Genomic DNA, 16,084 nt, shown 5'->3' with positions numbered 1-16,084 from the left:
GGCTGGCACTCGCTGGCCGATTTCAGAATACTGACCAGAAAATTGCAGCCCGCCGCGCGCCTCCTGAGCCGTGCCCGGCGCGGATGCGCGAGGAGAGCGATATGTGGTGGACCCGGAAGCAGAAGGTAGAGGGCGCGGTTGCAATCCCGGCCCGGCCCGCAAAGCGGTCCAGCCCGCTCTCCTCGTCGCTGATCATGGCGCTGGAGCCCCGCATCATGTTTGACGGGGCCGCGGTCGCGACGGCAGCCGCGGCGCCGCACCCGGCAGCCGATAGCCATGGCGCGCCGGCGGACAGCCACGCAGCGGATAGCCACCTCACGGATAGCCATGTGGCACCGGCCGCAGCGCCAGCCACTGCCCAGCCGGCGGACGCCGCCGGCCATGCTCCCGCGCCGGCCGAAGCCGCCGCGCCGGTATCGCCGGCCCCGGCGCCATCCGGCCACAACGTGCTGTTCGTGGATAGCCGGGTGGAAGACAGCGCGAGCCTGCTGGCCGGTGTCGCGCCCGGCACGGATATCGTCTACCTGAACCGCAACGCGGACGGCCTGGCCCAGATGGCCGATTACCTGTCGGCCCACCCCGGCGCCAAGTCCGTCCAGATCATTGCGCACGGCGAGGCCGGCGACCTGTGGCTTGGCAATACCTATCTGTCCGGCGACAACGTTGGCAATTACGCCAGCAGCCTGGCCAGGATCGGCAGCGGCATCCAGAGCGGTGGCGACATCCTGATCTATGCCTGCAGCACCGCGCAAGGCGCGGCCGGCCTGTCGTTCGTCGACTCGCTGGCGGCGCTGACGGGCCGCGATATTGCTGCCTCGGACAACCGCACCGGCGCGGGCAGCGACTGGAACCTGGAAATCACCACCGGCCAGATCGAAGCCACCTCGGTGCTCTCGGCCAGCGCGGAATCCGCCTATGCGCACGAGCTGGCGCTGATCACCGTGACGAGCACCGGAGATAGCGGTACCGGTACGTTGCGCAACGCGATCAATTCGGCGCAGGCAGGTGACACCATCACCTTCAGCACCGGCATGACGATCAACCTGTCGACCCTCACGTCGCCCAGTTCGCTGCTGGTGATCAGCAAGAACCTCACCATTGATGGCGACATCAATCACGACGGCGTCGCCGACGTCACGCTCGATGGGCAATACAACGGCCGTGTGCTGGAAATCACCTCGGGCTCGACCGTCGGGCTGGAGGGGCTGGTCATCGAGCATGGCCTGGTTTCTGGGGCGGGCGGGGCCGGCGGGGTGACTGCAACCGCCGCGCAGGGCGGCGGTATCTACAACGCCGGGACGCTGACGCTGACGGATGTCACCGTCACGGCCAACGCGGCTTCCGGTGGCGGCGGTGGCGGTGGTGTGCACGCCCCCTATGCTGGCGGCGCTGTTGGCGGCGGCGGCGGCGGCGGCGGTGGCATGTCCGGCGTTGGCGGTGGAGCGGGGGGCGCGGCTGGCTTAGGAACAGGTGTCTATGCCGGTACGTCAGGCCATACCGGCGTTGGCGGCAACGGCGGCGGTTACGACCCGGCCTACATGGGAGGCCGTGGCGGCGCTACCACTGGCGGTGCGGGGGGCACCGGCACTGCAGGCTATTCGAACGGCGGCAGGGGGGGGACTGCCACCAACGGCTCCATCTGGATCGGCGGCGGCGGCGGCGGCAGCGGCTGGGATGCCACCGGCGGCGGCGGTGGCAGCGCGGCAGGCGGCATCTTCAACGCGACTGGCGCAACCCTCAATGTGGTTGGCAACTCGATCATCAGCAACAACCTGGGCGCAGGCGGGGGCGGCGGTGGTGGTGGGGGCTCGGGCGGGAGCGCCTCAAACGGCGGTGCCGGTGGCCTGGGCGTGGGTGCCATATGGAACCAGGGCACTGTGCATATCACGGCTTCGGCCTATGCGGCGATAGCCGGCAACGCAGGCGCAAGCGGGGCCGGCGGCCCGGCACTCGGCGGAGGGGCTACCGGTATCAGCCCCACAGCCACGGACAAGATCTACAACGACACCGGCGGTGTCCTCGACAAGACCTACGTCCCGAACGCCGCCCCCGTTGCCACCACGAGCGGCGGCACGACCGCGTTCACCGAAGGCAACAACGTTGCCAGCACGCCGGTGGTGGTCGATGGCGGCGTCACGTTCAGCGATGCGGACAACACCACGTTCGCCAGCGGCAAGGTGGCGATTACCGGCAATTTCCACAGCGGCGAAGACGTGCTGGCCTTTACCAGCAACCCCGCCACCATGGGCAATATCTCGGCGAGCTACAACGGCGCGACCGGGGTGATGACGCTGACCTCGGCCGGCGCGACCGCCACCACGGCGCAGTGGCAGGCAGCGCTGCGCTCGGTCACGTACACCGATAGCTCGGACACGCCGAACACCAGCAGCCGCACCATCACCTTTACCGTCAATGACGGCACGTCCGATAGCAATGCCGCGGCCAAGACGGTCAGCGTTGCCGCGGTCGACGACTCGCCCATTGCAACGGCCAGCGGCGGCACCACCGCGTTCACCGAAGGCAACAACGTCACCAGCACGCCGGTTGCCATCGATGGCGGCTTCACGGTCAGCGATGCGGACAACACCACGCTGGCCCGCGCCACAGTTGCCATTACCGGCAACTTCCACGGCGGTGAAGACATGCTGGCCTTCACCAACAACCCCGCCACCATGGGCAATATCGCGGCGAGCTACGACAGCGCGACCGGGGTGATGACCCTGACCTCGGCCGGCGCGATCGCCACGACGGCGCAGTGGCAAGCGGCGCTGCGCTCGGTCACCTATACCGATAGCTCGGACACGCCGGACACCAGCAACCGCACCATCAGCTTCACCGTCAATGACGGCACGGTCGATAGCAATACGGTCACCAAGACGGTCAGCGTGACGGCGGTCGATGACACGCCGGTGGCTACCACCAGCGGTGGCACCACCGCGTTCACCGAGGGCAACAACGTCGCGAGCACGCCGGTTGCCATCGATGGCGGCTTCACGGTCAGCGACCTGGACAACACCACGCTCGCCAGCGCCACCGTTGCCGTTACCGGCAATTTCCACAGCGCCGAGGATGTGCTGGCGTTTACCAACGACGGCGCCACCATGGGCAATATCTCGGCAAGCTACAACAGCGCGACCGGGGTGATGACGCTGACCTCGTCCGGCGCGAGCGCCACGACGGCGCAGTGGCAAGCGGCGCTGCGATCCGTCACGTACACGGATACGTCGGACCTGCCGAACACCAGCAACCGCACCATCAGCTTTACCGTCAATGACGGCACGGCCAATGGCAATACGGCGACCAAGGTCGTTACCGTCGCGGCCGTCGATGACTCGCCCGTTGCCACCGGTTCCGGCGGCACCACCGCGTTTACCGAAGGCAACAACGTTGCCAGCACGCCGGTTGTCATCGATAGCGGCATCACGCTGAGCGATGCGGACAACACCACGCTCGCCAGCGGCAGGGTGGCGATTACCGGCAACTTCCACAGCGGCGAAGATGTACTGGCGTTTATCAATACCAGCGCGAGTACCTACGGCAATATCACGGCGAGCTACAACAGCGCGACCGGGGTGATGACGCTGACCTCGTCCGGCGCGACCGCCACGACGGCGCAGTGGCAAGCAGCGCTGCGCTCGGTCACGTACACCGATGCCTCGGACACGCCGAACACCAGCAGCCGCACCATCAGTTTCACCGTCAATGACGGCGCGGTTGACAGCAATACGACCACCAAGACGGTCAGCGTGACCGCGGTCGACGACACGCCCATTGCAACGGCCAGCGGCGGCACCACCGCGTTCACCGAAGGCAACAACGTCACCAGCACGCCGGTTGCCATTGATGGCGGCTTCACGGTCAGTGATGCGGACAACACCACGCTCGCCAGCGCCACCGTTGCCATCACCGGCAACTTCCACGGCGGTGAAGACGTGCTGGCCTTCACCAACAACCCGGCCACGATGGGTAACATCTCGGCGAGCTACAACAGCGCGACCGGGGTGATGACCCTGACCTCGGCCGGCGCGAGCGCCACGACGGCGCAGTGGCAAGCGGCGCTGCGCTCGGTCACCTACACCGATAGCTCGGACACGCCGAACACCAGCAACCGCACCATCAGCTTTACCGTCAACGACGGCACGGCCGATAGCAATACGGTCACCAAGACGGTCAGCGTTGCCGCGGTCGATGACACGCCCATTGCAACGGCTAGCGGTGGCACCACCGCGTTCACCGAGGGCAACAACGTCGTCAGCACGCCGGTTGTCATCGACAGCGGATTGACGGTCAGCGACCTGGACAACACCACGCTCGCCAGCGCCACCGTGTCGATCACCGGCAATTTCCACGGCGCCGAGGACGTGCTGGCGTTTACCAACGACGGCGCCACCATGGGCAATATCTCGGCAAGTTACAGCATCGGGACCGGGGTGATGACGCTGACCTCGGCAGGTGCGACCGCCACGACGGCCCAGTGGCAGGCGGCGCTGCGATCCGTCACGTATACGAATACGTCGGACCTGCCGAATACCAGCAGCCGCACCATCAGCTTCACGCTCAACGATGGCACGGCCGACAGTGCCGCTGCCACCAAGCTTGTCAGCGTGGATTCCGTCAATGACAGCCCGCTCAACGCCGTTCCAGTGGCCCAGAGTGTCGATCAGAACAGCGCGCTGACATTCAGCGTCGGCAACGGCAGCCTGATCTCGGTCAGCGATGCCGATTCCGCCGGCGGCGTCGAACAAGTGACGCTGACGGCAACCAACGGCGTGATCACGCTCTCCGGCACGTCGAGCCTGACCTTTCTGACCGGCACCGGTGCGGGTGACGCCACCATGACATTCACGGGGACGCTGGCGAACATCAACGCCGCGCTCAATGGCCTTGTCTATACGCCTACGCCCGGCTATCACGGCGCAGGCAGCATCCAGATCACCACGAACGACCTGGGGCTGACGGGGTCCGGCGGCGCCAAGACGGCTACCGATACGATCGCGATCACCGTCAACAGCATCAATCCCGTCGTCACCAACGTCGATGCCCTTACCGCCAATGGCACTTACAAGGTTGGCGATACGGTCAGCGTGGTGGTGACGTTCGACCAGGCGGTAACCGTCGACACCACGGGCGGCACGCCGACCCTGCTGCTGGAAACCGGCGCGGTGGACCGCAATGCCACCTACGTCTCGGGCTCCGGCACCAATACGCTCACGTTCCGCTATACCGTGCAGGCGGGCGACAGCAGCGCCGATCTCGATGTGGCGTCGTCAGCCGCGCTGGCATTGAACGGCGGCGTGATCACCAACGCCAGCAGCGATGCCGCGGTACTGACCCTGCCCGCCGTGGGCGGTGCCCATTCGATGGGTGGCCAGCATGACATCGTGGTCGATGGCATTGCGCCGACGGTGGCCACCGTCAGCGTGCCGGCCAACGGTACCTACATCGCAGGCCAGAACCTCGATTTCACCGTCAACTACAGCGAGGCCGTGGTGGTCGACACCACCGGGGGCACGCCGCGCATCGCCGTGACGCTGGACACCGGCGGCACGGTCTACGCCAGCTACGTGTCCGGCTCCGGCACCAGTGCCCTGACATTCCGCCTGACAGTGGCGAGCGGCCAGCTCGACAGCAATGGCGTGGCCGTTGGCTCCGCGCTGGATCTCCACGGCGGCACGGTGCGCGATGTCGCGGGCAACGATGCGGTGACCGCGCTGAACAGTGTGGCATCCACCACCGGGGTACTGGTCGATGCCGTGGCGCCGTCAGCGGTAGCGGTCATCGCCACGGACCCCACGCCGAGCGCAGGCAGCGCCGTGCACTTCACGGTGACCTTCAGCGAGAACGTCACCGGTGTGGACGTGAGCGATTTCGTCTTGTCTGGCACCGGTACGGCCGCCGGCCAGATTGCCTCGGTGACGCAGGTCGATGGGCATACCTATAGCGTGGTGGTGAACAACGTGACCGGCGACGGCCAACTGGGCCTGGACCTGAAGGCCAGCGGCACCGGCATAGCCGATGTGGCGGGCAATGCCATTGCCGGCGGCCTGGCTGGCCAGCGCTACGTGGTCGACCACACCGCCCCGGTCGTGCTTGGCGTGAGCGCGCCGGCCGGTGGCGACTACAACGCTGGCAAGGTGCTTGATTTCACGGTGAGCCTGTCCGAGAACACGGTGATCGATGCCACCCGAGGCACGCCGCGCCTGGCGCTCGATGTCGGTGGCCAGACCGTGTACGCGGATTACGTGTCCGGGAGCGGGACCACCGCGCTGACCTTCCGCTACATCGTTGCGGCTGGCCAGAACGACACCGACGGCATCACCGTGACCGCCTTGCAGGCCAACGGTGGCACGATGCGCGACAGCGCCGGCAATGCGATCGATGTGTCCCTGCACGGCGTGGCGGATACGCGGGCCGTGACGGTGGACACCACGCCGCCCACGGCCGTGGGCATTGCGCGCGTGGATGCGTCGCCCACCTCGGGCCGCGCGGTGAGCTACACCGTGACGTTCGCCGAAGGCGTCACCGGCGTGGATGCGGCCGACTTCGCGCTGACCCGGACCGGCTCTGCAACGGGTACGATCAGCAGCGTCACCCAGGTCGATGCGCGGACCTATACCGTGCTTGTCACCGGTCTCGGCGGCTCCGGGCAGATTGGCCTGACGCTCAATGCAAGCGGCACGGGCATTGCCGACCGCGCGGGCAACACGCTCGTTGCGGGCGCGAGCGGCGATCCGTACGAGGTGCGCTCGACTGTCCATCTGACGACGCAGCCCGCGCCAGCCCCGGTGCCCGTGCCGGGGCCGGCACCACTGGCGCCAGTCCCGTCGGCGCCGCTGATCACGCTGACCGCGCTCGACTCGGCGCCTGGCATCGACGCGCCGACGCTCAACCCGGCCGGCAACGGCACCGGCTTCAGCGCCGACGCCGTTGGCAGGAACCCGTTCAATGCGGATCCGCTTTCGGCCGGCAGCCTGAGCTATGCACTGCAGGCGCCGGAAGGGCGCATGAATCTGGTCGACTTTGGCGGCGCCGGCAGCGTCGGCCTGCAGGCCATGCCGGAGATCGGCAGTTTCTCGGCGCAGGCGGGCGAGGCGGTCAGCATCGCGCTGCCGGCTTCCCTGTTCCGTACGAGCGACCGCGAAGCCACGGTGACGGTGGAGGTGCGCCTGGCCAACGGCCGCCCGCTGCCGCCGTGGCTCAAGTTCGATCCGGTGACCGGCACGCTGGCCGGCAAGCCGCCGCAAGGCATGAACCAGCAATTCCAGATCGAAGTCACCGCAAGGGACAGCAAGGGCAATCGCGCCAGCAGCCATCTGGACCTGAACGTAAAAGCGCCGGCTGGCTCGCGTGCGGGCCTGGAGCACGCCGACACGCTCGCGCAGGGCGACGCCAGCCATGCCGATCCGTTGGCCAGCCTGCTGCAAGCCGCCACGGCGCAGCCGGCCGGCAAGCCGGCGCTGGCGGTGCAGTTCGATCAGTTTGGCCGGCCCGCGCAACAGGCCGCCAATGCGGCGTTGCTGCGCCACCTGCAAATGAGCCGGCAGCCGCAAGCGCCAGCACAAGCACAAGCGCCAGCACAAGCACAACCGGAGCAGGCCTAGGCCGATAGCGAATCACGCCATGAATCAATATAAAACGCAGCATCCCCGGAAAGAGGAAAATCCGTTGTCGAACGCTATCTCTCGCCTTGTCCAACCCGGACCCAAACGGCTGGTTTCCGTGCTGGCCGCCACCGCGATGCTGGGCGGCTGTGCCATCCAGCCCGTCGCCACCACCCTGGCCGAGCGCCAGGCCGAGCTGCCTGACCAACGCCAGGCGATGTTCCAGAACCAGGAGGCGCTGGCCGGCCCGGTTACGCTCGAGGAGGCCATGGCGCGCGCGCTGAAGTACAACCTCGACGGCCGGCTCAAACTGATGGAAGAAGCCATGGCGCAGCGCCAGCTCGACCTGTCGCGCTGGGACATGCTGCCGCGCCTGACGGCCGACGCCGGTTACGCCTGGCGCAGCAACGAACTCGCCTCGTCCTCCAGGGACGTGGTCACCGGGCAGCAGTCCCTGGTGCCGTCGACCTCGTCCGAGCGCTCGCACTATAACGGCGACCTGAACCTGTCGTGGAACGTGCTGGACTTCGGCGTCAGCTACTACACCGCGCGCCAGCAGGCCGACCGCGTGCTGGTGATGAGCGAGCGCCGCCGCAAGGTGGTTCACCTGATGATGCAGCAGGTCAGGCAAGCCTACTGGCAAGCCGTGGGCGCGCAGCAGCTCGAAGCCAAGGTCGAACCCATCCTCAAGCTGACGCAAGCGGCGCTGGACGACTCCCAGCGCATCGAGAAGGAGAGGCTGCAGTCGCCGCTGGAAACGCTGAACTACCAGCGCCAGCTGCTGGACATCCTGCGCCAGCTCGAAGCCGTGCGCGACGAGCTGGCGCAAGCCAAGCCGCGCCTGGCCTCGATCATGAACGTGCCGCCGGGCGATGACTACACGCTGGCCGCGCCAACGGGCTTCAGCCTGCCCAAGCTACCGGTGGCCGCCGACAAGATGGAAGAAACCGCCCTGGTCAACCGGCCCGAACTGGTCGAGGCGGGCTACAACGAGCGCATTGGCCTGGATGAAACCAAGAAGGCCCTAGCCAAGCTGCTGCCGGGCGTGACCTTCCAGCTGGGCGCGAACTTCGACACCGACAACTTCCTGGTGAACAACGCCTGGAACAACATCGGCCTGCGCATGAGCTGGAACCTGCTCAACCTGCTCAACGCCGGCAACATCCGTGCCGCCGCCGATGCGCAGTATGAAGTCGCCAAGCAGCAGCGCCTGGCGCTGAACATGGCGGTGCTGACGCAGGTGCACGTGGCATATCGTGGTTACATCGGCTACAAGCGTGCCTTCGAGTTGTCCGGCAAGATGAACGACGTCGATCAGCGCATCCTGACGCATACGCAGAATGCCACCCGTTCCGATGCAACCGGCAAGCTGGCCGAGATTCGGGCAGGCGCCAGCGCGGTGATGTCCGAGCTGCGGCTGTATCAAGCCTATGGCGCGCTGCAGAATGCCTCTGGCCAGATGATGGCAACCCTGGGCCTGGACCCGTTGCCGACCGCGGTTGGCGGCTATGACCTGCCGACCTTGCGCGCGGCCATCGCCGAGCACGAGAAGACCTTGGTTGAGCCGCCCAAGCAGGCTCAGTAATCAAGCAGCCAGGCAATCGAATTGAGCAACCAAGCAATCGAGCAAGCCAGTCATCCCGTAATCCAGTCTTACCGTCACTCCGTAATGAAACGCTTTGCATTAAACGCCACTGCTTTGCTGCCGCTGCTGCTGGTGGCAGCAGCGGCTGGTGCCGCACCCGTGGCCGCGCCCACCACGTTTGCCGGCGCCGACAAGGATGGCCGAATCCGGACCCAGCTGGCAGCGCGCGAGTTCGCCACCATCTCCAGCGAGATCAACGCCAAGATCGACCGCCTGCCGTTGCGTGACGGCGACAGCTTCCGCGCCGGCCAGACGCTGGTCTCGTTCGACTGCGCGCTGTTCAGCGCGCAGCTGCGCAAGGCCGACGCCTCGGCCGAGGCCGCGCAGCAGGTGCTTGCCGTCAACAAGCGCCTGGCGGAACTGAACTCGGTCGGCAAGCTGGAGATCGAGCAGGCGCAAGCCAAGGCCAAGGAATCGGCCGCGGAGGCCGCCTATATGCGCTCCACCGTCAGCAAGTGCAGCATCGCGGCGCCGTTCTCGGGCCGCGTGACAAAGCGCCTGGCGATGGCGCACGAGTTTGTCACGCCGGGTAAGCCGCTGCTTGAGATTGTCGATTCCAGCGATCTTGAGCTGCAGATGATCGTGCCGTCCAGGTGGCTGGCGCGCATCAAGCCCGGCACGCCGTTCACGGTCCTGGTCGATGAGCTCAACCAGTCGTTCCCGGCCAAGGTCAGCCGCATCGGCGCCAGGATCGACCCGGTGAGCCAGGCGATTTCCATCACCGGCAAGATCGACGGCAGCCAGGCTTCCTTGCTGCCGGGCATGAGCGGCTGGGCGAGTTTCGCGGACAAATGACGCAAGGCGCCGATGCACCAACGGCGGTTGCCCCGCTGCTCGCGCTGCTGCAGCTGGAGCGCCGCGCGCGCGAAGCGCAAAGCGTGGAGGCGCTCGGGTTTGTGATGGCCAACGAGACGCTCAGCCTCGTGCCGTACCGGCAGGCGGCGGTCTGGCTGGAGAGCGGCCTGGGCCAGGTCTCGGCCGTATCCGGCCTGCCGCAGGTCGACCCCAACGCGCCTTATCTGCAATGGCTGACCCAGCTCTGCCGTGGGCTGGCTCATGCCCACGCCGATACCACGCCCGTCGATGCGGGTGCCGCGCCCGCTAAAACCAGCGCCGACTGGGCAGACTGGCTGCCCGCGCACGCCCTGTGGCTGCCGCTCAAAGACCAGCTCGGCCGGCGCGACGGCGCGCTGCTGCTCGCGCGCGAAGCGCCGTTTACCGAGCACGAGCTGGCGGTGCTGGCCGAAGTCACGCATGCCTACGGCCACGCCCTGGCGGCGTTCCGGCCCGCGCAGCCGCTGGGCCAGCGGCTCAAGGCCATGCTGCGGCCGGGGCGAACCCGCCGCCGGGTCCTGCTCGGCCTGCTGGTGGTCTGCCTCATTCCCATGCGGCTCACGGTGCTGGCCCCGGCCGAGGTGTCTGCGCGGGATCCGTTCCTGGTGCGCGCGCCGCTCGATGGCGTGATCGAACGCGTGTACGTCCAGCCGAACCAGCCGGTGCCGCAAGGCGCGCCGCTGTTCAGCCTGGACACGGTGGCGCTGCAGACCCGCCGCGCCGTGGCCGAGCGCGCTTACGATACGGCGCAGGAGACGTACCGCCAGTCCGCGCAGATGGCGGTGACCGACGACGAGAGCCGCCTCAAGATGGCCCAGACCCGCGGGGAACTGGACCAGAAGGCGCTGGAACTCGACTACACCGCCAGGCAGCTGGCGCGCGTGCAGGTCAAGGCCGAGCGCGAGGGCGTGGCCGTTTTCGGCGATGTGAACGACTGGCAGGGCAAGGCCGTCACCATTGGCGAGAAGGTCTTGCTGCTGGCCGACCCGGCCAAGGTGGAACTCACCGCGCAGATGCCGGTGGCCGAGCAGGTCAGCATCCAGGCCGGCGACACGATCACTTTTTACCCGGACGCCAACCCGACCCAGGCATTCGATGCCCGCATCATCAGCGTATCCTACGCTGCGGCCGAAACCGATGGCGGCGTGCTGGCCTACCGCGTGCGCGCCAGCTTTGCCGCCAAGGACCTGCCGCGGCTTGGCCTGCGCGGCACCGCGCGGCTGTCGGCCGGCTGGGTTCCTTTTCTCTATCATGCGCTGCGCCGTCCGTTGACGGTCGCGCGCCAGTGGATAGGCATTTAACGTGTTGCCCCCATTACGCCAGGACCTCACGCTGCACCCCGGTCCGGCCGAGCCCAGCGGCGCACCCACCTGGACCTTGCACGATCCGGCCGCCAACAAGTTCTATCAACTATCCTGGCCGGCATTCGAGATCCTCTCGCGCTGGCCGCTTGGCGAAGCGCGCGCGCTGCTCGATGCGGTGAACCGCGAGACCACGCTGACCGTGGGCGAGGACGAACTCGAAGCGGTGGTGCAGCTGCTCCACCGGCACAACCTGCTGCTTGCGTGGCGGGCGCAGGACAGCGCGCGTCTGGGCCGCATCGCGGGCGCGCACCGCGTGAGCAAGGCCATGTGGCTGCTCAAGCATTACTTGTTCTTCCGCGTGCCGCTGGTGCGGCCCATGCCCATGCTGCAGCGCTGCGCGCCGTGGGTCGAATGGGCGTTCAAGCCGCGCTTCTGGTGGGGCGTGGGGCTGGTGGCCCTGCTTGGCCTTTACCTGGTCTCGCGCCGCTGGGATGAATTTACCCATACCTTTGCCTCCTATGCGGGCCTGCAGGGATTGCTGGGCATCGGGCTGGCGCTGTCGCTGGCCAAGGTGCTGCATGAACTGGGCCACGCCGCTACCGCCTACCGTTACGGCTGCCGCGTACCCACCATGGGGGTCGCCTTCCTGGTGATGTGGCCGGTACTCTATACGGACACCAACGAAGCCTGGAAGCTGATGCGGCGCGAGGACCGGCTCAAGATCGGCGCCGCCGGCATGCTCTCGGAACTGGCGCTGGCCGCCTTTGCCACGGTGGCGTGGAGCTTCCTGCCGGACGGGCCGCTGCGTGCGGGCGCGTTCATGCTGGCAACCAGCACGTGGCTGCTGACCCTCGCCATCAATGCCAGCCCGTTCATGCGCTTCGACGGCTACTTCCTGCTGGCGGACTGGCTCAATATGCCCAACCTGCACGACCGGGCATTCGCGATGGCGCGCTGGTGGCTGCGGGAGCGGCTGTTCGGCTTCGCGGATCCGGCACCCGAATCCTTTTCCGCCTCGCGGCGCCGCTTCCTCATTGTCTTCGCCATCCTGACCTGGCTTTACCGGCTCGGCTTGTTCTTTGGCATCGCGCTGACCGTCTATCACCTGTTTTTCAAGACGCTGGGGCTGGCCCTGCTGGCCATCGAGCTTGGCGTGTTCATCGTCATGCCGGTCGTTCGCGAAGTGCTGGCGTGGCGCCACCGCCGTGCGGATATCCACTGGAACGCGCAGACCCGGCGCGCCGTGGTCTTGCTCGGCGTGCTGCTGGCCGTGGTCGTGATCCCCTGGGGCGGCACCATTCGCGCACCGGCCGTGCTCAGCGCCAGCCAGAGCCAGTCGCTCTATGCGGCCCAGCCCGGCTATGTGAGCGGCGGCGCGGTGCAAGCCGGGCAGACTGTCGCCGCAGGCCAGTTGCTGGCGCAGCTGGTCTCGCCGGAACTGGACTTCCGCCTGGCCGCCGCGCAGGCGCAGGCGCAGCAACTGCGCTGGCAAATGGAGCAGCAGCCGTTTGCCACCAAACTGCGCGAGGAGGGCGATGTGCTGCGCCGCCGCTGGGCCGCCGCCCAGGCGGAGGTGGCGGGCCTTGCCGAAGAGCGCAAGCGCATGGAAGTGCGCGCACCGTTCGCCGGGCGCGTGGTGGATGCCAACCTGTTCCTCGCCGATGGCGCATGGCTGGCGCGCGGCGAACCGCTTTACCATATCGTCGGCCAGGGTAGCGAGCTCAAGGCGGAGGCCTTCATCGGCGAGCAAGACCATGCCGCGCTCACCGCCGGCAGCAGCGGCGTCTTTGTCGCCAACCTCCCGGAATTCGGCTCGGTGCGCTGCACCGCCGCGCAGACGGACCAGGTCAATGTAGCCGGCCTGGAGCAGCGCACGCTGGCCAGCCTCTATGGCGGCCCCATCGCGGTCACGCGCAGCCAGCACAACGGGCTGGCGCCCACCACGGCCATCTTCCGCGTGCGCTTGTCGCATTGCGATTCGCTCCCTCTTTCTCGCGAACTGCCCGGTACCGTGCTGCTGGCGCGCCAGCGCCATAGCCTGGCGGGCGATGCCTGGACTGCGCTGCTGGGTCTGATGCAGCGCGAACGCGGCCTTTGATCGCGCAGCCCGACGCCAAATACCGGATCACGCACAGCATGCACCTCACGCACCTTACGCACCTCACGCCAGATGCAACGCACGACACCGGGCGCCGGCCGGGAACGATCTGGATCACCGGGCTATCAGGGGCGGGCAAGACCACGCTCAGCCACGCCCTGCGCAAGCGGATGCTGGCCGCCGGCCATCCGGTGCTGCTGCTCGATGGCGATGAAATGCGCGCTGGCCTCAACCGCGATCTGGGCTTTTCGGACGCGGACCGCACGGAGAACATCCGCCGCGCCGCTGAAGTGGCCAGGCTCGCCAATCGCAGCGGCCTGTGGGTGGTGGCGGCATTCATCTCGCCGCTGCGCAGCCAGCGCCAGCAGGCGCGCGAGATCATCGGCGGGGATGCGTTCGTTGAAGTGTTTCTCAGCGCCAGCTTCGCGGCTTGCGCGCAGCGCGATGCCAAGGGGCTCTATGCCAGGGCGTCGGCCGGGCAGATCAGCCAGTTCACCGGCCTGAGCGCTCCGTACGAAGCCCCCCTTGCGCCTGACCTGGCGATCGATACCGAAGTCGTCGGGCCGGAGCAGGCGGCGGATTTGATCTGCGAGGTGCTGGCGGCGCGGGCGTCGTGGACAGCGCAGGCATGAAACAAAAGCGCCCGCCCGAACGCCTGATCCATTGGCTGGCGCATTGCATTGGGCCACGCGCTGTCGACATTGGCCGCGCACTGTAACGCATCGAACACGCATCCATGTCCTATCGAATCAAGCTCGGTAAGCCGACAGTTTCCGCCTTATCGCTGGTGATCTTCCTCGGCGCGTTCGGCGCGAAGCCCGGCGCGGAAAACGGAGCCAGGCAATGGCCGATGCTGCCTGGCGATCCCCGGGGCCGCGTTGGCCGAAATCGCGGCGACCGGTGCGGGACTTGGCTGCACTAGCTTGAAGGCAATCGGCGCATCCGTCAGATTCCCAGTACTGACGTTGATGCGATCATTTCGTTCGTCTGTGCGCGGCACCCTGTTTGCTACGCGCCCCCTCCCTCGGTAGGGTCTATCTCCGCTTTACCTGTCCGTTACTATGAATGCCGCCACTTTGTGGTAGCTATCCTTTGGCTGGCGGGCATCTCGGTCACCCGTAGCCTGACGGATAAAACCCAATAAACAGAAGAAGAGTCATGCAATACAAGAACAGAAATCATTCGGGTAATTCGGGTAATTCAGGTAATTCGGGTCGTTCTTTCATTCGTCAGCTCTCGCTAGCCTTGTTGGTCAGCGGCGCCGCGCTGCTGACCGGATGTGCCAGCACCTATGTGGATACCGCGACCAAGGAGGTCCCCGTAGCCAGCATGAAAAAGCCGGATCAGCCAAAGCAAGTGCAACTCGTGTTCGAGTTCCAGACAAAGGGCGCGCCCAATGCACGGGTCACGAGTTTCTTGAAGGAAGATGTGGCCAAGCAGGTTAAGGAGAGCGGCCTGTTTTCCACTGTTGCAACAGAGCCGGTGCCGGGTGCTTCCCTGCTCAGCGTGACACTCAATAATGTTCCCTTGACCACGGACGCGGCGAGCAAGGGCTTCGTGACGGGACTCACCTTTGGCCTGGCGGGCAGTGCCGTTACGGATGGCTATATCTGTACCGTCAGCTATCTTCCGGCCGGGCAATCCACCCCCATCGTGAAGACGGCGCGCCACGCCATCCATACGACGCTGGGCAATGCCAGCCCCCCTGCCGGTGCCGTGAAGTCCGAGAGCATGGCAGTAGCGGCTCAGAAGATGACGCGCGATGTGCTGAGCAATGCCTTGAAGGACCTGTCCGATGACGCATCCTTCCATTGATGCTGGCGTTCGCGGGCGTGCCTGCCGCTTGGCAGCCCTGCTGATTTGCATGGCAGGGCTGCTGCAGCTGGCGGGTTGCGCGGAGATGCGCATGGGTCAGCCGAAGGCGACGATCGAGAACGCGGCAAAGCTCCGTGGGGCCGGCCTGGCGCCCGTGGAGGTCGGCCGTTTTACACCAGACCCGGCAAAGGGTGCGGGGCTGGACCAGGGCGTCAGCATCCGGAGCAATAAGCTGCGTTCGCCTGTCGAGGATTCCTTTGCGCAGTATTTACGGCAAACGTTGCGGGTGGAACTGGCTTCTGCCGGCTTGCTGGATCCTGGCGCGGATGCCGTAGTGACCGGTGTTTTATCGGACAGCCAGGTAGATGCGCCAATTGGCCAGGGAACAGCATCGCTCGGAGCCCGTTTTGTCGTGACCCGCGCCGGCAACGTGTGCTACGACAAGCAGCTCGATGTCAATGCCACGTGGGACTCGCCCTTCGTCGGCGCGGTTGCCATCCCGCAGGCAGCTGGGCAGTACGAGGCGCTCTACCGCAAGCTGGTGGGCGTTTTGTTGGTGGATCCTGCCTTCCAGTCCGCACTCGCAAAGCCATAACATAGCCAGGCTGCGGTGCTTCAAACAGGCCGCGACCGCGGCCTGTATCCATTGCGTGAACGATCGCCGGAGGATATTGGTTGGCGGGAGCGTCTCGCGCTGCCAGCGGTTGAGCTTGGCAGCGGTGCTAACGATTCAGGGGTCGTGCCGGGCGCGCCTGCGCCCTGCGCTATCACGAGGCATTCGACGCCA

General features: G+C 66.6%; 8 protein-coding genes. All 8 read left to right on the top strand.

Annotated features, from left to right (window positions below; translation table 11 throughout):
* Nucleotides 1-101 precede the first annotated feature (101 nt).
* The 8 genes from RR42_RS33565 (at nt 102) to RR42_RS33530 (ending at nt 15,892) form a co-directional block, all read left to right on the top strand.
* The gene (locus tag RR42_RS33565; protein WP_043356324.1) at nt 102-7,601 is read left to right on the top strand and encodes a DUF4347 domain-containing protein; all 7,500 of its coding nucleotides are present in this window, start codon (nt 102-104) and stop codon (nt 7,599-7,601) included.
* A 64-nt stretch (nt 7,602-7,665) separates the two neighbouring features.
* The gene (locus RR42_RS33560; RefSeq protein ID WP_052495148.1) at nt 7,666-9,186 is read left to right on the top strand and encodes a TolC family protein; all 1,521 of its coding nucleotides are present in this window, start codon (nt 7,666-7,668) and stop codon (nt 9,184-9,186) included.
* Nucleotides 9,187-9,207: 21 nt separating this feature from the next.
* Entirely contained in the window at nt 9,208-10,041 is an 834-nt protein-coding gene (locus RR42_RS33555; RefSeq protein WP_236702108.1) for an efflux RND transporter periplasmic adaptor subunit, read from the top strand.
* Nucleotides 10,038-11,381, top strand: a complete 1,344-nt coding sequence (locus RR42_RS33550; RefSeq protein ID WP_052495147.1) for an efflux RND transporter periplasmic adaptor subunit — start codon at nt 10,038-10,040, stop codon at nt 11,379-11,381. Before RR42_RS33555 ends, RR42_RS33550 begins: the two co-directional genes overlap by 4 nt.
* A gap of 1 nt (nt 11,382) precedes the next feature.
* The gene (locus RR42_RS33545) at nt 11,383-13,482 is read left to right on the top strand and encodes an HlyD family efflux transporter periplasmic adaptor subunit (protein WP_144410020.1); all 2,100 of its coding nucleotides are present in this window, start codon (nt 11,383-11,385) and stop codon (nt 13,480-13,482) included.
* A gap of 38 nt (nt 13,483-13,520) precedes the next feature.
* Complete coding sequence (gene cysC / locus RR42_RS33540; protein ID WP_043358380.1) at nt 13,521-14,114, top strand: adenylyl-sulfate kinase; 594 nt, start codon at nt 13,521-13,523, stop codon at nt 14,112-14,114.
* Nucleotides 14,115-14,640: 526 nt separating this feature from the next.
* Entirely contained in the window at nt 14,641-15,297 is a 657-nt protein-coding gene (locus RR42_RS33535; protein ID WP_052495146.1) for a hypothetical protein, read from the top strand.
* Nucleotides 15,278-15,892: a hypothetical protein gene (locus RR42_RS33530; protein WP_082055194.1), complete on the top strand. Its 615-nt coding sequence runs from the start codon at nt 15,278-15,280 to the stop codon at nt 15,890-15,892. Before RR42_RS33535 ends, RR42_RS33530 begins: the two co-directional genes overlap by 20 nt.
* Nucleotides 15,893-16,084: the final 192 nt, after the last annotated feature.

The organism is Cupriavidus basilensis, assembly GCF_000832305.1.
GTDB lineage: Bacteria > Pseudomonadota > Gammaproteobacteria > Burkholderiales > Burkholderiaceae > Cupriavidus > Cupriavidus basilensis_F.
Note: the sequence above shows the minus strand (reverse complement) of the source record. Positions and strands in the feature narration are given on the sequence as shown.

Bases quoted from the DNA above. Each gene is read 5' to 3' on its own strand.
- RR42_RS33535 (WP_052495146.1), top strand. From the start codon at position 14,641: ATGCAATACAAGAACAGAAATCATTCGGGTAATTCGGGTAATTCAGGT.
- RR42_RS33530 (WP_082055194.1), top strand. From the start codon at position 15,278: ATGACGCATCCTTCCATTGATGCTGGCGTTCGCGGGCGTGCCTGCCGC.
- cysC (WP_043358380.1), top strand. From the start codon at position 13,521: ATGCACCTCACGCACCTTACGCACCTCACGCCAGATGCAACGCACGAC.
- RR42_RS33565 (WP_043356324.1), top strand. From the start codon at position 102: ATGTGGTGGACCCGGAAGCAGAAGGTAGAGGGCGCGGTTGCAATCCCG.
- RR42_RS33550 (WP_052495147.1), top strand. From the start codon at position 10,038: ATGACGCAAGGCGCCGATGCACCAACGGCGGTTGCCCCGCTGCTCGCG.